Raw genomic sequence first — 17,866 nt, forward strand, 5'->3', positions numbered from 1 at the left:
TTGTAGCAGGGGCCAGGCTCCAAGCATAACCACAGCGAGACCCGGACATCAGTAAAGGTTTGAGAGATGGCGAAAGGCATTTTTTCCTGGTTTAGCCGCAATAAAGATGAGAAGCACGAGGAGGTCGAGCCGCAGCCCGAACAGGCGGCCCCCGTTCCCTCCGAGCCTGAGCAGGTGCCTCAGGATTCTCAAGACCAACCCATCGAGCCACCCGCTGCCGAAAAGCAGCCACAGGTGGCGCCCAAGGCCGAGGTGGGCCAACCGGACGCGGTGGTTGAGTCCGAGGTGGAGCGTCAGCCGGTGGTGGTCGCAGAGCCCGACATGGCGCCTGTGGTCGACTCCGTGCCTGAGCCTGAGCCTGAGCCTGAGCCTGAGCCTGAGCCTGAGCCTGAGCCCGACCAGGAGAAGGGCGGCTTCTTCGCCCGGCTGAAGGCGGGCCTGAAGAAGACCCGGGAGAACATCGGCGGTGGTTTCCTGGCGCTGTTCCGCGGCAAGAAGATCGACGACGAGCTGTTCGAGGAGCTGGAGACCCAGCTGTTGCTGGCGGACGTGGGGGTGGAGACCACCAGCCGCATCATCGACAGCCTGACCGAGCGCGCCAGCTTCGGCGAGCTGAAGGACAGCGAGGCCCTGTTTACCCACCTCAAGGGTGAGCTGGGCACCACCCTGGAGAAGGTGGACCACCCCCTGGTACTCGACAATCCAGACGGCCCCTTTGTCATCCTGATGGTGGGGGTCAACGGCGTCGGCAAGACCACCACCATCGGCAAGCTGGCCAAACAGTTCCAGGCCGAGGGCAAATCGGTGATGCTGGCGGCGGGTGACACCTTCCGTGCGGCGGCGGTGGAGCAACTGCAGGTGTGGGGTGAACGCAACAACATCCCGGTGGTGGCCCAGCACACCGGTGCCGACAGCGCCTCGGTGATCTTCGATGCCCTGCAGGCCGCCAAGGCCCGGGGTGTGGACGTGTTGATCGCCGACACCGCCGGCCGGTTGCAGAACAAGGCCCACCTGATGGATGAGCTGAAGAAGATCGTCCGGGTGATGAAGAAGCTGGATGAGCAGGCCCCCCACGAGGTGATGCTTACCCTGGACGCCAGCACCGGCCAGAATGCCATCAGCCAGGCCCAGCTGTTCAACGAGGCGGTCTCCCTGACCGGCCTGACCCTGACCAAGCTGGACGGCACCGCCAAGGGGGGGGTGATCTTCGCACTTGCCGATAAATTCGGTATTCCGGTACGTTACATTGGGGTGGGCGAAGGCATCGACGATCTGCGCCCCTTCGACAGCTCCGCCTTCATTGAGGCACTGTTTACCGAGGATAACGAGTAACCCATGATTCGCTTTGAGCAGGTCAGCAAGGTCTATGCCGGGGGCTTCCAGGCCCTCAACAAGGTGGATTTTGCCGTGGCGCCGGGAGAGATGGCCTTCCTCACCGGCCACAGTGGCGCCGGTAAGAGTACCCTGCTCAAGTTGATCACCGCCATCGAGAAACCCACCACCGGCCGGGTGCAGGTGCTGGGCCATGATGTGGGCCGGCTGGCCCGCAGCAAGGTGCCCTTCCTGCGGCGCCAGATTGGCATCATCTTCCAGGACCACAACCTGTTGATGGACCGCACCGTCAGGGAGAACGTCTCCCTGCCGCTGCTGATCGAGGGCTACCGGGGGCGGGAGATCGACAAGCGCGTCGGCGCCGCCCTGGAGCTGGTGGGGCTGGGAGACAAGCTGGGCTACCTGCCGGAGCACCTCTCCGGAGGGGAGCAGCAGCGGGTGGGCATCGCCCGGGCCATTGTCAGCAAACCCAAGCTGCTGCTGGCGGATGAGCCCACGGGCAACCTGGATCCCAAGCTCTCCCTGGAGATCATGCGCCTGTTCGAAACCCTCAACCGCACCGGCACCTCGGTGCTCATCGCCACCCACGATCTGGGGCTGATCGCCCGCATGCGCTACCGCACCCTGACCCTGAGGGATGGCAGGATGATCAGCGAAGAGTTTCAGGGGGTGGCCTCATGAGCCTGGGCGCCGACAAGCAGCCGCTGGGACGCCGTTTCCTGGCCTATCTCCAGAGCCACCTGCGCCACCTGTTTGCCTCCCTGGGGGAGCTGTGGCGCCTGCCCCTGACCTCGCTGCTGACCATGGCGGTGCTGGGGATCAGCCTGAGCCTGCCGACGGTGCTGGCGGTGCTGGTGAAAAACTCCGCCCAGGTGCAGCAGCAGTGGACCGATCCCACCGAGATCAGCCTGTTCCTCAATGCCGGACTTTCCGAACAGCGCCTGGCAAGCCTGCAGTCGCAGCTGCGGGGCATGGAGGAGGTGGGGCGGGTCGAGTACCTCTCCGCCGACGACTCCCTGGCGGACTTCAAGGCGATGTCCCAGTTTGGTGAAGCGCTGCAGTATCTGGACCAGAACCCCCTGCCTCCGGTACTGCGGGTGCTGCCCAGCCTGCAATACCGCGAGGTGGAGCGGTTGCAGCGGCTGAAGCAGAAGCTGTCCGATCTCAACGGGGTGGAGATGGCGCGGCTGGACCTGGAGTGGCTGCTGCAGCTCAAGGCGATGATGGCCAGTCTCTCCAAGATGGCCTGGGGAGTGGCGATCCTGCTGATCGGCGCCGTGGTGCTGGTGACCGCCAACACCATCCGCATGGCCATCACCCAGCGCCAGGATGAGATCCGGGTGATGAAGCTGGTGGGCGCCACCAACGGCTTTGTGCGTCGTCCCTTCCTCTACGCCGGGGTCTGGTATGGCCTGAGCGCGTCGGTGATCGCCTGGACCTGCGTCAGCGCCATCCTGATCTGGTTTGACGGTGCCCTGGCCGAGTTTGTCAGCAGTTACCAGAGCAGCTTCCGCCTGGAGGGGCTCTCCCTGTCCGAGGTGGGCGCCATGGTGGGGACCTCGGTGCTGTTGTGCTGGTTGGGGGCCTGGCTGTCGGTGCAGCGTCATCTCACCGCCATTGAACCTCAATAGGCTGTGACGGTCACATTGAGGAAGCTGTGAAGCGGATCCCGTTTCATGATAGACTCTCCGGTCCAGTGGAATTCAGAGGTATCGATGAGCGACAACAAACAAGCCATGGGTTTGATGGTGGTCCCCCAGGGGGGCGGCAGCCTGGAGTCCTACATCCAGTCTGTCAACGGCATCCCCATGCTGTCCGCGGAAGAGGAGTACCACCTGGCCGTGCGTCTGCGCCAGGAGGGCGACATCGAGTCGGCCAAGGCGCTGATCATGTCCCATCTGCGTTTCGTCGTTCACGTTGCCAAGAGCTACTCCGGTTACGGCCTGCCCCAGGCTGATCTGATCCAGGAGGGCAACATCGGCCTGATGAAGGCGGTGAAGCGCTTCGATCCCGAGGTGGGCGTGCGCCTGGTCTCCTTCGCGGTCCACTGGATCAAGGCGGAGATCCACGAATACGTGCTGAAGAACTGGCGTATCGTCAAGGTGGCGACCACCAAGGCCCAGCGCAAGCTGTTCTTCAACCTGCGCAAGGCCAAGCAGCGGCTCGGCTGGTTCACCCAGGAGGAGGTCGCCACCGTGGCCGAGTCCCTCGGGGTCAGCGAGTCTGAAGTGTTGGAGATGGAATCCCGCCTGGCGGCCCAGGATGCCTCCTTCGACATCCCCAATGAACCCGATGAGCCTGACGTGAGCTTTGCCCCGGTGCACTACCTGGAGGACCAGAGCTCCAACCATGCCCAGGAGATCGAGCAGGAGGATCACGACACCCAGGCCAAGGAGCGCCTCTATGCCGCCCTGCGTACCCTGGACGAGCGCAGCCAGGAGATCCTCAAGACCCGCTGGCTCAGCGAGGACAAGTCCACCCTGCAGGAACTGGCGGAGCGCTACCAGGTGTCGGCGGAGCGGATCCGCCAGCTGGAGAAGAACGCCATCAAGAAACTGAAGAGCTTGATGGAGTAATCTCGTTGAAATTCAACCTGTTCATTTTCGGGTCGGCGCAGCCGGCCCGAGTCGGTTAAAGGGGACAGCATGGAGTGTCGTCTCGGTTGCGGCGCCTGCTGCATCGCCCCCTCCATCAGTTCCCCCATACCCGGCATGCCCAACGGCAAACCCGCCGGGGTGCGCTGCATCCAGCTGGATGACAACAACCTGTGTCGGCTGTTCGGCCAGCGGTCGCGGCCGGTGGTGTGCGGCGCCTTCAAGCCGGATGCCGATCTCTGTGGCGGCACCGACGCGCAGGCGATGACCATCCTCACCCTGCTGGAGCAGGAGACCTACCAGAGCCTGAAGGCCGGGGCCGCCCTCAAGGCCTAGACCCTCCCTCGCCGCCCTGGCGGAGGCGGGTACGCCGATGATCTACACCAAGCACCACACCACCCTGGGCAAGGGCAACTTCGTGCTGTCGGTCAGCGAAGGCCAGTTTCTCGGCGAACACGTGGCCTTCTACGATCTGTGGCGTTTAAAAGAGGGCAAGATCGTCGAGCATTGGGACACCATCGAGACCATTCCGCCCCAGGAGCTGTGGGCCAACCCCAACGGCAAATTCGGGTTCTGATTCCCTGCCATACCCCGTGGGCAGAGGCTGCCTACGGGGCGTTTGCCTTAGCCGGTGTACCTGAGCAGCTCTGCGATGGGGCGTTGCAGCTGCCGATGCAGGGGCCACAGGGCCCAGGGTTGCAGCAGCAGCAGGATCAGCGCCGACACCAGGAAGGCGGCCAGGCTGAACTCATTCGGGGCGAGGTCCGTCAGCCTGAAACCCAAGGCCAGGCAGATCAGGGCCAGTGGCAGGGCGGCCAGGGTCATGCTCCACAACCACAGGGCCATCGCTCGGTGCAGCTCCCTATGCCGGACCCCCAGCGCCAGCTGGGTGCCCAGCTTGGTTTTGTCCTCCTCGACTCTGGCGCCGATGGAGCTGAGCAGGGTAAACAGCAATGCGGGCAGCAGCAGCAGAGTGAGTCCCTGCCCCAGTGAGACCATGACCCTCTGGGCCCGCTCCAGCCTGTTTACTAGGGTGGACAAGCTGCCCTGGGGGGTACTCTTCAGTCCGGGCCACTCCTGAACCGCCCAGCTGGAAAACCGGCTGGGGAGCTGCTCGTCGCCGGTCAGGAGATAGAGTTGATGACCACTGCCATCCAGGGGCGAGTAGAAGATGGGGCGAGAGACGCCGCTGTTGCCGAAATGGGGCAGATCATCGATGACACCACCAATGGTAAAGTTGTCCTCCCAGAGCTTTTGCACCTTGAGTCGTTGGCCTACCAGGCTCAGATACTCCTTTGGGTGCCCTCCCCGAGAGGCCAATAACTTGTCCGCCAAGGTGCGATTGATCACCACTGTCCCGTGATCATCAGGCTGTTGAGGTGTAAGCCAATGGGCGGCGATGACTTGAAGGTAGTTGGATGAGATAGCCATCTTGAAGGCGCCCCATTTTACTGCGCCTTGTTCCGGCAACTCATAATAATCGGCACTGGGATCGATGGTGCTGACATTGCTATAGGCAACGTCGTCGTCAGGACGTTTCACCCAATCGGGATAGTGTACCGTCTGGGGAGGAGTCAATCGATGCTGCCAAAGCTCCTCGGGAAACGGTTGCTGATCAAACTGCTTCTGCTCCAACCAGGAGGAGAGGGTCAATGTTGCGATGACCAGGGTAAGGGAAACCTGCAGGGTGCCGTTTAACCAGCGAAGGCGCCGCTGCCTGGGGGAGATGGCCTGTCCAGCATCTCGGCAGAACTGGATGCGGCTAAGGGGCGCCGCCAGCGCCGGTATTTGAACGGTAAACACCAGCAATACCGCCACCAGGGGGCAGAGAAGGGCAAACAGCCACTGAGTGCTGCCCAAGGTGGAGCCATGCTGGTTTTGCCACCAGGTCAGTAAAAGTGGGTAGACGCACCAGCTGATCAGCAATCCCAGAACCAAGGTAAGCGCCTGTTCAGAGACCAGCTGTTTCAGTAACAATCCTGGGTGTCTGCCCGGCGCTGTGGCTCCAGGGTAAACCCGGGGAGCAACCTGTTGGGCTTCTGTTCCATTATGGTGCGAATATCATTTTGTGAACCCGGCTCAGCCAGTCCGTTGACGGCGACATCGGCATCGAAACCGCTTTGGGTCAGGGCGATGCCTATGGCGATGGGCATGGTACGCACTAAACGTCTGGCAAGCAGTCCGTCTGCACTCTGAACAGGAGAGAGCTTCGGCAGCAGTTTTGCGGGCAGCCACAAAGCCGGTTTATATGGGCCAACCCTGTCCATTGAAGGGGGCAGCACTCCGGCAATCAGGACACGCTGCTTAAAGGCGGGAATGGTCACCCACCTTTGGTGCTCAGGGTGATGCTGGTAGCGCCATGCTGCCGCCTGGGCATGGCTTAGATAGACGCCATCACTCTTCAGGGGCTGGGCGGGTAACAGCACGGAGTTGAACTGCTCGTCAAAAAACACCAGTTCTCCCTCCAGTTCCGGGGCCTCTTCGAATCGCAGGCGTCGGTTGCTGAAGGCGAGGGTGGTGATGGCGCTGACTCCGGGTTGTTTGGCCAAGGGAGCGATGGCCTCAAGGGGGATGGTGGCCAGGGCGCCATTGCGTTCAATGGCCCCCAGGGTATACAGGGCTCGTTCTTGAGTCACCCAGGGTGGAGTCAAGCTGAGCAGCTGACTGCCGGATTGCATCAGCAGGCTGAAGGCGGCCGAGAACCCTCCTAGTCCCAGCAGTAGAACCCCCCAAAGGAATCGTTGCCTTCGCCATATCCGCCAGCCTGAGAGTTGCTCAACCATACAGGCTCCTCGGTTCGGCACTCTGCTGTATCAGGCAACCGTCATCCATGCGGTAGCGGCTTTGACCCAGGGCGGCAAGCTCCGGGTCATGGGTGATCATCACCACCGTGGTGCCCTGTCGATGGAGGTCCTGCAGCAGGGTCACAATTTGCCGTGATGTTTTATGGTCCAAGTTGCCCGTGGGTTCATCCGCCAACACCAGGGAGGGGTCATTGATCAGCGCGCGGGCGATGGCCAGCCTCTGCTGTTGCCCACCGGAGAGCTGGGCAGGCAGGCTCAGGACTTTCTCCTCCAGCCCCACCTGGGTCAGCACATCGCGGATTCTGGCGTCATACCGTCTTTTGGGGAGTTGCCCGGCGTACTTCAGAGCCAGGGCCAGGTTCTGCCAAACATTGAGGTCTCCGATAAGATTGAAGTTCTGAAATACCCAGCCCAGCTCCCGGCTGCGCAGGACGCTGAGCTGGTATTCAGACAGGCCGGTCACCGGGGTGCCGCTGAGGAGGTATTCGCCCCTACTGGGGTGGTCCAAGAGTCCCAGTATTGAGAGCAGGGTCGACTTGCCGCTGCCAGAGGGGCCTTCAATGGTGGCGAACTCTCCACTCCGGAGGGTCAGATTGATCCCCTTGAGTATCTCCACCTGGCCTGAGGGGGTGGGGAACACCTTGGTGATATTAGTTAGTTTAACCAGCTCATTAGACACGGATCTCTCCCAAGAAAATGGCCGCCCTGTGTCGCATCGACTCGGGGACATCCAGCAGCACCTTGTCGTTCACCTTGAGTTGGTCTGATTCCACCTGGATCCAGGTGTCGGCGTGGTGGAGGATGCGGGCTTTCACCGGCGTGAACTGTTCCGATTCGGGTGAACGGGCGAATAGGGCAACCTCTGTGTCATCGGGTCTCACGTTGGCGGGTTTGGGAATCATCAACCCCTCGCCCAAAGAGGCCAGAATCAGGGTGCCGTTGATCTCCAGGTTGGCTCTGGCGTGGGCTGGCAGGGTCACAGCCAGCTGGGCATCCAGTTCGATGCGGTTTTCCTCAACTTTAGGGCTGATGCGCGAGACATTGGCGGTGATCCACTGCCCCTTGATGTTGAGCCAGACCTGCTGCCCCATGGCAAGATCGGCCGCGTAGCTGGCGGAGACCTGAAGCCGGGCATACAGCTGACGGTTGTCTGCCATCACCCCGACATTGATCCCGGACTGGATCCAGTTGCCAGCCTGAAGATCGTCATTAAGGCTGTTGAGGGTGCCCCCTTCGCCGGCCCGGATCACCAGTCCCTCAATATCCTGGGTAAGCTGGGCATACTGCTCCCTGGCCTGTTCGACTCTGAGGCGGGCAACCGTCAGCTCCGCCTGGTTGGTCAGGCTGGCTACCGATTGTGTCTGCTGCAGCACCTGAAGCTGGATCTGCTCCTTTTCCAGGGCCAGCAGGCTACGGTGCAGCTCCAGTGAGGAGAGGTTGCCCTGGTTCGCCAGGGTCACCCTGGCCTGATGTTCATGTTGTTGCAGCTTAAGCGCAGCTTGCTGCACCCGGATGTCACTGACCAGCTGTTGGGCCGCGGCCTGCTGTTGCAGCTCCAGCTGATGCAACAGGGCTTGCTGTTCCTCCAGCGCCAGTGCCGCCCTCTGATGCTCCCGTTCCAACTTGGGGTTGGCCAGCAACAGAACCGGTTGTCCGGGGTTCAGGTTTGAGCCGGGTTTGGCGAGGATCTGTTCGATGCGACCCTCGGTGGTGCTGGTGAGGTGATGGACGCTGGCGGGCTTGAGCACGCCATAGACAGGAACCTGGTGTCGCAGAGGTTTTCTCTCAACGGTGGCTTGAGTCAGGGTGGGCACCGGAGAGAGTGTCCGCTCAATCAGGCGCCAGCCCCAGAGGCCTGCCGTCACCAGAACCAACATGCTTAGAGTGAGCCCCAGCCACCCTGCTGCTTTTTGGTGCCAGCTTCGCTCAGAGGGAATTTTCATGGCTTGTTCACCTGATAAATTTCTACCAGCAGAAGTTGTTCCATGCTTTTCCCTCGGGAGACGATAAATTCATCGGGCTAAACAGGTGTCCGGATTTAGTTGACCACTACAAACGTGCTCGTTCGCCTGGGGGAACCGGACAAAGGTATTAGCCTGCTCTGAGTCCAGTAGCGTCTGAACTTCATGCTGGCTCAGGGTGCGTTCATTCTTGCGGTCAAAGACCATTAGGGTAGGAAAGGCCATTTTTTGGCCCGGAGAGGGTTGTTGCAGCTGCCAATAGAGGTTTTCGAGTTGGTGATATTCGAGAGACAGCGTCGCCGCATAAACGGCCGGGTTAAGAGCTAGGCAAGAAAACGCATCTGACATCCTTGTAGGCGTTTTGGGCGACCCTGGGGCTGCCGCCAACTGCGGTTTTTTGAGTTGTTAGAGCCTGTCGACGCACCATCCTTGATCGACGACCTAAGCCTCTACGCTAATTCAATGACATCATCGAATCAATATTTTCAGGTACTTGGTTTTAAAGAGTTATTAACTAAACCGGCTATAGGGTCTTAACCGAGTTAGGTTCGGGCAGTCTGTGCAGGAAGGCGGTGGGTGGCGCCATCGGCCTCAGTTGGGCGCGCTGCTTGTCACTGAGCAGGGCCGACGCGGGCACCAGGGACACCCCTTGGCTGGCCAGGGTGGGCAGGGCCTGCTCCAGGAAGGCCAGGGTCTCCGGGTAGGGGTGGCCGATGAGCACCGCCTGGCCATGCTTGCGGGCGATGGTGATCGCCTGGCTGAACTGCTTCTCCAGATCCACCTCTTCGGTTTCGTTGTCCAGGAACACGTGGCGCCTGAGGGCGGGAATCCCCTGCTCCCTGGCGGCGTCGAAGGCCACCGAATCCGGGGTGGTCAGGCTGTCGACAAAGTAGAGGTGATGCTGGGACAGCTCCCCCATTACCCGGTCCATCAGCGGGCGTTGCCGGGTCAGGGTGCTGCCCATATGGTTGTTGACGCCACGGACGAAGGGGATGTCCGCCAGGGCGCGCTTGATGGTGAGCCGCATCTCCCAGGGGCTCATGCCGCCCACCAGGGCGCTGGGACCCAGGGCGTTGCCGCCATCGGCCAGCATCGGCAGGTGTAGCATGATCTCATGACCCCTGCGCCAGCCCGCCACGGCCAGTTGCCGACCCCAGGGGGTGTGGGGCAGCACGCTCAGCGTGGTGGCGGCAGGCAGCGCCAGCACCCCCTTGTCGGTCTGCCGGTAGCCTACATCGTCGATGATGAGAGTCAGCTCTGCGGCTGTGACGCCTTGCGTCCACAACAGCAGAGCCAGTAGAGCGTACCTGATGTTTACTCCCGGGAGGGCTGCAGCAGCCACTCATAGGCGGCGGCAAGCTGACTGTCCTGCAGCCAAGATCCGTTCATTTCTGATTCAGCCATTATAGGCCGCTCGATGGCTTTCTCCAGCAGTACCTGAACGTCGGGGTCTATCCCCTGCTTGTCGATAAAGGTGCCGTTGGGGGTGGCGTAGCGGGCGGTGGTTAGCTTGATCGCCCCCTGCTGCCCCATAAGCGGGATCAGGCTCTGTACGGTCCCCTTGCCGAACGAAGTCTGACCGAACAGGATCGCCTTGTGATGGTCCTTGAGGGCGCCGGCGAGGATCTCCGCCGCCGAGGCGCTGCCCTCGTTGATCAGCACCACCACCTCCAACTGGCCCAGGGGGGCGGCGTCGGAGGCGTAGTAGTCGTTGTTGGCGTCGAGGAAGCGGCCGTGGGTGGAGACGATCAACCCGGCATCGAGAAACATGTCGGCCACCTGCACCGCGGCATCAAACATGCCACCGGGGTTGTTACGCAGGTCGAGGATCAGTTGCTGCACCCCCTCCTGGCGGATGCGATCGCTGAAGCGAGCCACCTCCGAGGTGGTCTGGCGGTTGAAGCTGCTGATCTTCAGGTAGCCCACCTGGTGGGGCAGGGATTGGAACTGGGCGCTGTCGATGGTGATGTTGCTGGGCTGCAGGCTCACCGTCAACGGCATGGGGGACGCCTCCCGCTTCAGGGTGAGGGTCAGGGTACGATCCTCCCGGCTGGCGGTCTTGATGTAGCGGATCAGCTGTTCCATGGTGTCCGGGGTGGCGGCCAGGTCATCGACCCGCACCAGGATGTCGCCGGGCTTGATGCCGGCATAGTGGGCCGAGCTATGTGCCAGCGGGGTGATCACCTGCACCACCCCCTCCTCGATGCTCACCTCGATGCCATAGCCGTAGTAATGGCCGTCGTTGGCCTCCCTGAGCAGCGCCAGGGTCTGCGGCGTCAGGTAGGTGGAGTGGGGATCCAGGGCTTCGAACAGTCCCTTGAGGGCGCCCTCCAGCATCGCCTGACGATCCACAGGATCGACGTAGTAGTACTCGACGATGTCCTGCACCGTGACGATCAGTTCCCGGGCTTCCTCCAGTGTCGGCGCCGCCACCTCCTTGTGTTCTTCCGCCAGTGGACTGAATACCAGCAGAATGCCGACCAGCAAGGCAAACAGTTGCGGCATAGCGCGTACCCTCTGGCCACGTTAGGGGGCTGTTTTACCGCCTTCTGAGGTAGGGGGCAGGGTCCACAGCGAGTCCCCGATGACGGATTTCAAAGTATAGTCCGCTATCGGACTGTCCGCCCGAGTCGCCGCTGAGGGCGATCACCTCGCCCCCCTCCACCCGGTCACCCACCTCCTTGAGCAGGCTCTGGGCGTGGCCGTAGAGGCTGAGGTACTCGTCGCCATGATCCACCACCACCACCATGCCGTAACCACGCAGCCAGTCGGCGAACACCACCTGACCCGGGGCGACCACTTCCACGTTGCGACCCTCGCGGGCGGCGATCAGCAGGCCGTTCCACCTGAGCTGACCCTGGCGGTGGCTGCCGAAGCGGTGTTTTACCTTGCCGGGCAGGGGCCAGTCCAGTTTGCCCTTGAGCTTCTTCAGCCCCTCCAGGGGGACCGGACGGGCGGCGAGGGCGGCCAGGGCCTCCTCGATGGCCTGGGCCAGGATCTCACTGTCCACCTCCAGCTGATTGAGCCGGCGGCTCTCCCGCTTCAGCTGGGATTCCAGCTTGGCCAGGGTCTGCTCGCGCTTCTTCTGCTGCTGACGCAGGGATTGCTGCTGGTTGTCCAGTTTCTCCTGGGTACGCTCCAGCTGCGCCTTGCGTTCCAGTTGCCGGCGGTGGTTGTCAGTGAGGGCCTGCTTGGTGCTGTCGATCGCCTCCATCGCCTGGATGCGAGCCTGGTTGAGGTAGTGGTAGTAGGTCAGCAGCCGCTGCTTGTCGGCGCTGTTCTGCTTGAGGAGCAACTGGCCGGTTTCCCCCTGGCCCGCCACCCAGGAGGCGCGGATCTGGGCGGCCAGCTGCCGCTGCTGCTGCTCATATTGTCGCTCCAGGGCCGTCTGTTCCCTGGCCAGCTCCGCCAGCTGGGTATTGAGACTGGCCAGCTTGTTGCGGTTGGCCCGAATGGCCGCCGCCTGCTTGCTGATGGCCAACTCGTCCTGGCGCAGGGCCTTGCTGGCCTTGTCGCGGCTGGACTGGCTGGCGATCAGCTTGGACTGGCTGGCCTTGATCTGCTTCTGCAGCTGCGCGAGTTGCTGCTGCTGCCGGTCGATCGCCTCCTGGCTGGCGGCCAGGGGCAGGCTCAACAGGCCCGCCACCAGGGCGGGCCACAGGAACGACACGAGCCTCATTTCAGTCGGCCAGGGTGACGATGGGGATGCCGGTCATCTCCTCGGGGATCGCCAGGCCCATCAGGTGCAGCATGGTGGGGGCCACGTCGGAGAGGCGGCCACCTTCACGAACCTGGGCGTTTCGGCCCACGTAGATGAAGGGAACGGGCTCGCTGGTGTGGGCGGTGTGCGCCTGGCCGGTGGAGGCGTCGCACATCTGCTCGGCGTTGCCGTGGTCGGCGGTGATCAGGCACTCGCCGCCGACCCGCTCCAGGGCCTCCAGCACACGCTGGATGCTGGCGTCGACCGCCTCACAGGCCTTCACCGCAGCGTCGAAGTCACCGGTGTGACCTACCATGTCGCCGTTGGGGTAGTTGCAGATGATGGCGTCGAAGTTGCCGTTTTCGATGGCGTCCACCAGCTTGTCGGTCAGCTCAAGGCTGCTCATCTCCGGCTGCAGATCGTAGGTGGCCACATTGGGAGATTTCACCAGGATCCGCTCCTCACCCTCGAACGGCTGCTCGATGCCGCCGTTGAAGAAGAAGGTGACGTGGGCGTACTTCTCGGTCTCGGAGATGCGCAACTGGCGCTTGCCTTGATTGGCCATCAGTTCACCGAAGGTGTTCTTCAGCGACTCGGGCGGGAAGGCGCAGCTGGTGTGGATGTCGGCGGCGTATTCGGTCAGCATCACGAAGTCGGCCAGCTTGGGCGCCTTCGCCTTGGTGAAACCGTTGAAGTCGGCGTCCACGAAGGCGCGGGTCAGCTGGCGGGCGCGGTCGGCACGGAAGTTCATGAAGATCACTGCATCGCCGTCGTTGAAGGTGGCGTCGGCGATGATGGAGGAGGGGGCGACGAACTCGTCGTTCTCATTCCGATCGTAGGCGGCCTGCAGCGCTTCGGTGGCGCTGGTGTAGCTGTGGTCGCTCTTGCCCAGGGTCAGCAGATCATAGGCGGCCTGCACCCGCTCCCAGCGCTGGTCACGGTCCATGGCGTAGTAGCGGCCGACGATGGAGCCGATGCTGCCGCAGTTAAGCTCATTGAACAGGGCATCGAAACGCACCAGGGAGTCGTGGGCGGATCGAGGCGGGGTGTCGCGGCCGTCGAGGAAGCCGTGCAGGTACACCCGCTTGGCACCGCGCTCGGCGGCCAGGCGGATGGCGGCCTCCAGGTGGTCCTCGTGGCTGTGCACGCCGCCCGGTGAGAGCAGTCCCATGATGTGGACGGCGCCGTCGTTGGCCACCGCCTTGTCCACGGCCGCACACAGCACCGGGTTATGGTTGAACTCGCCGTCGTCGATGGACTTGCCGATGCGGGTCAGGTCCTGATAGACGATGCGGCCTGCGCCCAGATTGATGTGGCCCACTTCGGAGTTACCCATCTGACCGTCGGGCAGGCCGACATCCTGGCCGGATCCGGAGATCAGGGTGGAGGGGTAGTCGCGGAACAGGCGATCCATATTGGGGGTGCTGGCCCTGCTGATGGCGTTGTCATCGGCGTCGGGCCGGTGGCCCCAGCCGTCCAGGATCAGGAGGGCAAGTGGGGTAGTGCGCTTGGTCATCTACTATCCTTTCTGCCGTCGAGGCAATCGCAAATAAAACTGCTGTCAGTGTACAACGTAACCAGCGATCTTCTCCAGATCGCCGCGGCAAAATTGTAATTTTATTACATCCCGATTTCCGCCCCGGCTGTGATCCGGCCCCCGTCCTGGCTGGTCACAAGCACTTCACATGCCGGGGGATCCGGTTATACTGGCGACTTTCAGTCCTCTCCAACGTCAACCGAGTTAGGCAAGTTAATGCAGGAATTTATCGATTTTCTCGGCCGTCACCCAATGCTGAGTGCGGCCTGGGTGGGTCTGCTGGTGGCCTTCCTGTTCGTCACCATCAAATCCGCCTTCTCCAAGGTTAAGAGTGTCCCCGCCCAGCAGGCGGTGCAGATGATCAACAAAGAGGACGCCGTGGTGGTGGATGTGCGCGGTGAGGAGGAGTTTCGCAAGGGCCACATCGCCAACGCCAAGCACCTGCCTCTGGCAGAGATTAAAAATAATCAACTGTCAGGCCTTGAAAACCACAAGAGTGCTCCCATTATAGTTGTGTGTAACGCTGGCGTGAGCTCCGTACAGGCGGCGCAAATGTTGGTATCCGCAGGTTTTGAGAAGGTCTTCAGCCTGCAGGGCGGCATGACCGATTGGAAGGCGGCCAACCTGTTGGTGGTGCGCAAGAAGCGCTAAGCCTCTTCCGGGTCGCGCAAAAAAACGATATGGATGGCGACACTCTCAGCTTCAGACCGGCCCGGCGCGACCGCCGCACCCAGGTTCAGGAGTCTCGAGGCGCCCAGAATGACGACAACAATATTTAGGATTTAGACAAATGGCAGAAGCAGCTAACAACGCAGCCAATGAGCAGGCCGCACCACAGTTCCAGATTCAGCGCGTTTACACCAAAGACATCTCCTTCGAGACTCCCAACTCTCCCGCCATCTTCCAGAAAGAGTGGAAGCCTGAAGTTAAGCTGGACCTGGACACCCGCAGCAACAAGCTGGCCGACGACGTGTACGAAGTGGTACTGAACATCACCGTTACCACCAAGGTTGAAGACGAAGTGGCCTTCCTGTGCGAAGTTCAGCAGGCCGGTATCTTCTCCATTGCCAACCTGTCCGAGCCCCAGCTGGCCCACGCCCTGGGCGCCGGTTGCCCCAACATCCTGTTCCCCTACGCTCGTGAAGCCGTTGCCAGCATGGTTAACCGCGGTACCTTCCCGCCTCTGAACCTGGCGCCGGTGAACTTCGACGCCCTGTTTGCCCAGTACGTTCAGCGCCAGCAGGAGCAAGCCGCTGCCGAGCAAGCTGACGCCTAAGGGAGCGAGTCAGTTGACTGAACAAGCCGCAGTAACGGTGTTGGGGGCGGGGTCCTATGGCACCGCCCTCGCCATTTCCCTGGCCCGAAATGGTCATCGCACCATCATCTGGGGACACCTGCCGGACCACATGGAACGGCTGGAGCAGGAGCGTCGCAACGAGGAGTTCCTCCCCGGCGTCGACTTCCCCGATGAGCTGATCGTGGAGGCGGACCTGGGCAAGGCCCTGGCCGCCAGCCGCAACGTGCTGGTGGTGGTGCCGAGCCATGTGTTCGCCCTGGTGTTGAAGCAGGCCCAACCCCTGCTGCGCGCCGACGCCCGGGTGGTCTGGGCCACCAAGGGTCTGGAGCCTGAAACCGGCCGCCTGCTGCAGGATGTGGCCCGGGAGATCCTGGGTGAACAGATTCCGCTGGCGGTGATGTCCGGCCCCACCTTCGCCAAGGAGATGGCCGCCGGCCTGCCCACCGCCATCTCGCTGGCCTCCACCGACGACGAGTTCGCCGAAGAGATGGCCAGCCTGATGCACTGTGGCACCTGGCTTCGGGTGTACCGCAACGCCGACTTTATCGGCATGCAGCTTGGGGGGGCGGTGAAGAACGTCATCGCCATCGGCGCCGGCATGTCCGACGGCATCGGCTTCGGTGCCAACGCCCGCACCGCGCTGATCACCCGTGGGCTGGTGGAGCTGTGCCGCCTGGGCTGTGCCCTGGGGGCCGACAAGAACACCTTCATGGGGATGGCGGGCCTGGGAGATCTGGTGCTGACCTGTACCGACAACCAGTCACGAAACCGTCGCTTCGGCCTGGCCCTGGGTCAGGGTAAGGATGTGGACACCGCCCAGGCCGAGATCGGTCAGGTGGTGGAGGGGTATCGCAACACCAAGGAGGTGTACATGCTGGCCAAGCGGGTCGGTGTGGAGATGCCCATCACCGAACAGCTTTACCAGGTGCTCTACGAGGGCAAGCCGGTGAAGGAAGCCGCCAAACAACTGCTGTCGCGGGACCCCAAGTCCGAGTAATACCTATTTCATTGAGTAAGTGGTCAATCTGGTGCGCCGGAGAAATTGTTCCAATCAAGGCGCAGGACGCAGCTGCTAGTCGTTCTACCAGTAAGTCCTGCAACGCAGAGTAGAGCAATTTAAGCCAGCAATAGCGATCAGTTATTTATTGAAGTTGGTATAAAATGGCCGATGGTCAAAGTGATTCCAAAGGGATGCAGCCGCATCCCTTTTTGTTTTTAGGTGAAGTCAATGAATCTTGAAACTGAGGTGCTGGTGATCGGCGCCGGCGCCGCCGGACTGATGTGTGCCGCCACCGCCGCGGCCCGGGGCCGCAGGGTGATGGTGATCGATCACGCCAAGCAGGCGGGCAGGAAGATCCTCATCAGCGGTGGCGGCCGCTGCAACTTCACCAACCTCTACGTGGAGCCGGCCAACTACCTGTGCAGCAATCCCCACTTCGTCAAGTCCGCCCTGGCCCAATACACCCAGTGGGATTTCATCGACCTGGTGGTGCGCCACAACATCCCCTATCACGAGCGTGACCATGGCCAGCTGTTCTGCGACGACAGCGCCAAGGATATCGTGCGGATGCTGCTGGACGAGTGCGACAGGGGGCAGGTGCAGCTGCGGCTGCGCACCGAGATCGAGTCGGTGAGCCGGCTGGAGGGCGGGTTTGTGGTGGCCACCAGCATCGGCCGCATCCAGAGCCAGTCGCTGGTGGTGGCCACCGGCGGCCTCTCCATGCCCAAGCTGGGGGCGACCCCCTACGGCTATAAGCTGGCGCAGCAGTTTGGCCTCAAGCTCAGGCCCACCCGTGCCGGGCTGGTGCCCTTCACCCTGCAACCCGAGGAGAAGCAACACTTCGAGCCGTTGTCGGGCATCAGCCTGACCGCCAACGTGGCCGCCCGGCGCGGACCCGCCTTCACCGAGCAGCTGCTGATCACCCACCGCGGCCTTTCCGGTCCCTGTGTGCTGCAGGCGTCCAACTACCGCGAGCCCGGCGAGGGGGTCACCATCGACCTGCTGCCCTCGGTGGATCTGACCGAGGCGCTGGCCCAGGCCCGGGAGCGGCATCCCAAGCGCCAGCTCTCCACCTGGCTCTCCGAGCATCTGCCGGGACGGCTGGCGGACACCCTGATCGCCTACCATGGCTGGCCCAACCAGCCCCTGGGGCAGCTGAACCGGGCCACCCTGACCGACATTCCGGAGCAGCTCAATCGCTGGCAGCTGAAGCCCGGCGGGGACGAGGGCTACCGCACCGCCGAGGTGACCCTGGGCGGGGTGGACACCGATGAGCTCAGCTCCAAGACCATGGAGTGCAAGACGGTCCCTGGCCTCTACTTCGTCGGCGAGGTGATGGACGTCACCGGCTGGCTGGGTGGCTTCAACTTCCAGTGGGCCTGGGCCTCCGGCCATGTGGCGGGGTTGCATGCCTGAGGTTGTATTGGCACAATAAAGTTTGTACATAGCTCCTAAAGTTTGTACATAAGGTCATTTTGGAACAATAAAGTTTGTACACTGCGTTACACTTCACTTGAATAGCCCCCACTTCCATAGACACCCCAAAGCCTTACAATAAGGCTCCCATTTGGAGGTGTTATGTCCAGCCAGCGTTACCCAGAAGAGTTCAAGAAAGAAGCCGTCAAACAGGTCACGGATCGT

Annotated in this window: 18 protein-coding genes; 10 read left to right on the top strand and 8 right to left on the bottom strand. The window is 62.1% G+C overall.

Annotated features, from left to right (window positions below; all coding sequences use genetic code 11):
* Window positions 1-66: 66 nt before the first annotated feature.
* The 6 genes from ftsY (at window position 67) to FCL40_RS18060 (ending at window position 4,503) form a co-directional block, all read left to right on the top strand.
* Window positions 67-1,332, top strand: coding sequence for a signal recognition particle-docking protein FtsY (ftsY, locus tag FCL40_RS18035; RefSeq protein WP_136854666.1), 1,266 nt, complete (start codon window positions 67-69; stop codon window positions 1,330-1,332).
* Window positions 1,333-1,335: 3 nt separating this feature from the next.
* A complete protein-coding gene (gene ftsE, locus FCL40_RS18040; protein WP_136854667.1) occupies window positions 1,336-2,013 on the top strand; it encodes a cell division ATP-binding protein FtsE in 678 nt (225 codons plus the stop codon).
* Window positions 2,010-2,963, top strand: a complete 954-nt coding sequence (gene ftsX / locus FCL40_RS18045) for a permease-like cell division protein FtsX (RefSeq protein ID WP_136854668.1) — start codon at window positions 2,010-2,012, stop codon at window positions 2,961-2,963. Before ftsE ends, ftsX begins: the two co-directional genes overlap by 4 nt.
* A gap of 84 nt (window positions 2,964-3,047) precedes the next feature.
* Window positions 3,048-3,908 (top strand): RNA polymerase sigma factor RpoH, encoded by an 861-nt coding sequence (gene rpoH, locus FCL40_RS18050; protein WP_136854669.1) that lies wholly within the window; start codon window positions 3,048-3,050, stop codon window positions 3,906-3,908.
* A gap of 69 nt (window positions 3,909-3,977) precedes the next feature.
* Window positions 3,978-4,262: a YkgJ family cysteine cluster protein gene (locus FCL40_RS18055; protein ID WP_136854670.1), complete on the top strand. Its 285-nt coding sequence runs from the start codon at window positions 3,978-3,980 to the stop codon at window positions 4,260-4,262.
* Window positions 4,263-4,299: 37 nt separating this feature from the next.
* Entirely contained in the window at window positions 4,300-4,503 is a 204-nt protein-coding gene (locus FCL40_RS18060; protein ID WP_205729164.1) for a nuclear transport factor 2 family protein, read from the top strand.
* Window positions 4,504-4,550: 47 nt separating this feature from the next.
* Here the strand turns inward: FCL40_RS18060 and FCL40_RS18065 are convergent, their stop codons facing one another.
* The 8 genes from FCL40_RS18065 to gpmM form a co-directional block, all read right to left on the bottom strand.
* Window positions 4,551-5,903: an ABC transporter permease gene (locus FCL40_RS18065; RefSeq protein ID WP_136854671.1), complete on the bottom strand. Its 1,353-nt coding sequence runs from the start codon at window positions 5,901-5,903 to the stop codon at window positions 4,551-4,553.
* Entirely contained in the window at window positions 5,894-6,709 is an 816-nt protein-coding gene (locus tag FCL40_RS18070) for a hypothetical protein (protein ID WP_136854672.1), read from the bottom strand. Before FCL40_RS18070 ends, FCL40_RS18065 begins: the two co-directional genes overlap by 10 nt.
* Entirely contained in the window at window positions 6,702-7,409 is a 708-nt protein-coding gene (locus FCL40_RS18075) for an ABC transporter ATP-binding protein (protein WP_229360375.1), read from the bottom strand. Before FCL40_RS18075 ends, FCL40_RS18070 begins: the two co-directional genes overlap by 8 nt.
* Entirely contained in the window at window positions 7,402-8,607 is a 1,206-nt protein-coding gene (locus FCL40_RS18080) for an HlyD family secretion protein (protein ID WP_169307177.1), read from the bottom strand. Before FCL40_RS18080 ends, FCL40_RS18075 begins: the two co-directional genes overlap by 8 nt.
* Before the next feature lie 607 nt (window positions 8,608-9,214).
* Complete coding sequence (locus FCL40_RS18085) at window positions 9,215-9,976, bottom strand: divergent polysaccharide deacetylase family protein (protein ID WP_229360376.1); 762 nt, start codon at window positions 9,974-9,976, stop codon at window positions 9,215-9,217.
* A 29-nt stretch (window positions 9,977-10,005) separates the two neighbouring features.
* Window positions 10,006-11,196, bottom strand: a complete 1,191-nt coding sequence (locus tag FCL40_RS18090; protein ID WP_136854675.1) for a S41 family peptidase — start codon at window positions 11,194-11,196, stop codon at window positions 10,006-10,008.
* A 34-nt stretch (window positions 11,197-11,230) separates the two neighbouring features.
* Entirely contained in the window at window positions 11,231-12,361 is a 1,131-nt protein-coding gene (locus FCL40_RS18095; protein ID WP_136854676.1) for a murein hydrolase activator EnvC family protein, read from the bottom strand.
* A gap of 10 nt (window positions 12,362-12,371) precedes the next feature.
* Complete coding sequence (gene gpmM, locus FCL40_RS18100) at window positions 12,372-13,907, bottom strand: 2,3-bisphosphoglycerate-independent phosphoglycerate mutase (protein WP_136854677.1); 1,536 nt, start codon at window positions 13,905-13,907, stop codon at window positions 12,372-12,374.
* Between the two features lie 237 nt (window positions 13,908-14,144).
* Here gpmM and FCL40_RS18105 point away from each other — a divergent pair, with 237 nt between their 5' ends.
* From FCL40_RS18105 to FCL40_RS18120, 4 genes are all read left to right on the top strand, one after another.
* The gene (locus tag FCL40_RS18105; protein ID WP_136854678.1) at window positions 14,145-14,579 is read left to right on the top strand and encodes a rhodanese-like domain-containing protein; all 435 of its coding nucleotides are present in this window, start codon (window positions 14,145-14,147) and stop codon (window positions 14,577-14,579) included.
* 139 nt (window positions 14,580-14,718) lie between these two features.
* The gene (gene secB / locus FCL40_RS18110; RefSeq protein ID WP_136854679.1) at window positions 14,719-15,204 is read left to right on the top strand and encodes a protein-export chaperone SecB; all 486 of its coding nucleotides are present in this window, start codon (window positions 14,719-14,721) and stop codon (window positions 15,202-15,204) included.
* A gap of 13 nt (window positions 15,205-15,217) precedes the next feature.
* Window positions 15,218-16,222: an NAD(P)H-dependent glycerol-3-phosphate dehydrogenase gene (gene gpsA, locus FCL40_RS18115; protein ID WP_136854680.1), complete on the top strand. Its 1,005-nt coding sequence runs from the start codon at window positions 15,218-15,220 to the stop codon at window positions 16,220-16,222.
* A gap of 231 nt (window positions 16,223-16,453) precedes the next feature.
* Complete coding sequence (locus tag FCL40_RS18120) at window positions 16,454-17,641, top strand: BaiN/RdsA family NAD(P)/FAD-dependent oxidoreductase (RefSeq protein ID WP_136854681.1); 1,188 nt, start codon at window positions 16,454-16,456, stop codon at window positions 17,639-17,641.
* The last annotated feature ends 225 nt before the right edge of the window (window positions 17,642-17,866 follow it).

Origin of the sequence: Ferrimonas sediminicola, assembly GCF_005116715.1 — a bacterium.
GTDB classification, from domain to species: Bacteria; Pseudomonadota; Gammaproteobacteria; order Enterobacterales; family Shewanellaceae; genus Ferrimonas; species Ferrimonas sediminicola.

Excerpts from the sequence above, each read along its gene's own strand:
- ftsY (WP_136854666.1), top strand. The coding sequence starts at position 67 with ATGGCGAAAGGCATTTTTTCCTGGTTTAGCCGCAATAAAGATGAGAAG.
- ftsE (WP_136854667.1), top strand. The coding sequence starts at position 1,336 with ATGATTCGCTTTGAGCAGGTCAGCAAGGTCTATGCCGGGGGCTTCCAG.
- ftsX (WP_136854668.1), top strand. The coding sequence starts at position 2,010 with ATGAGCCTGGGCGCCGACAAGCAGCCGCTGGGACGCCGTTTCCTGGCC.
- rpoH (WP_136854669.1), top strand. The coding sequence starts at position 3,048 with ATGAGCGACAACAAACAAGCCATGGGTTTGATGGTGGTCCCCCAGGGG.
- FCL40_RS18055 (WP_136854670.1), top strand. The coding sequence starts at position 3,978 with ATGGAGTGTCGTCTCGGTTGCGGCGCCTGCTGCATCGCCCCCTCCATC.
- FCL40_RS18060 (WP_205729164.1), top strand. The coding sequence starts at position 4,300 with ATGATCTACACCAAGCACCACACCACCCTGGGCAAGGGCAACTTCGTG.
- FCL40_RS18070 (WP_136854672.1), bottom strand. The coding sequence starts at position 6,709 with ATGGTTGAGCAACTCTCAGGCTGGCGGATATGGCGAAGGCAACGATTC.
- FCL40_RS18080 (WP_169307177.1), bottom strand. The coding sequence starts at position 8,607 with ATGTTGGTTCTGGTGACGGCAGGCCTCTGGGGCTGGCGCCTGATTGAG.
- FCL40_RS18090 (WP_136854675.1), bottom strand. The coding sequence starts at position 11,196 with ATGCCGCAACTGTTTGCCTTGCTGGTCGGCATTCTGCTGGTATTCAGT.
- gpmM (WP_136854677.1), bottom strand. The coding sequence starts at position 13,907 with ATGACCAAGCGCACTACCCCACTTGCCCTCCTGATCCTGGACGGCTGG.
- FCL40_RS18105 (WP_136854678.1), top strand. The coding sequence starts at position 14,145 with ATGCAGGAATTTATCGATTTTCTCGGCCGTCACCCAATGCTGAGTGCG.
- secB (WP_136854679.1), top strand. The coding sequence starts at position 14,719 with ATGGCAGAAGCAGCTAACAACGCAGCCAATGAGCAGGCCGCACCACAG.
- FCL40_RS18120 (WP_136854681.1), top strand. The coding sequence starts at position 16,454 with ATGAATCTTGAAACTGAGGTGCTGGTGATCGGCGCCGGCGCCGCCGGA.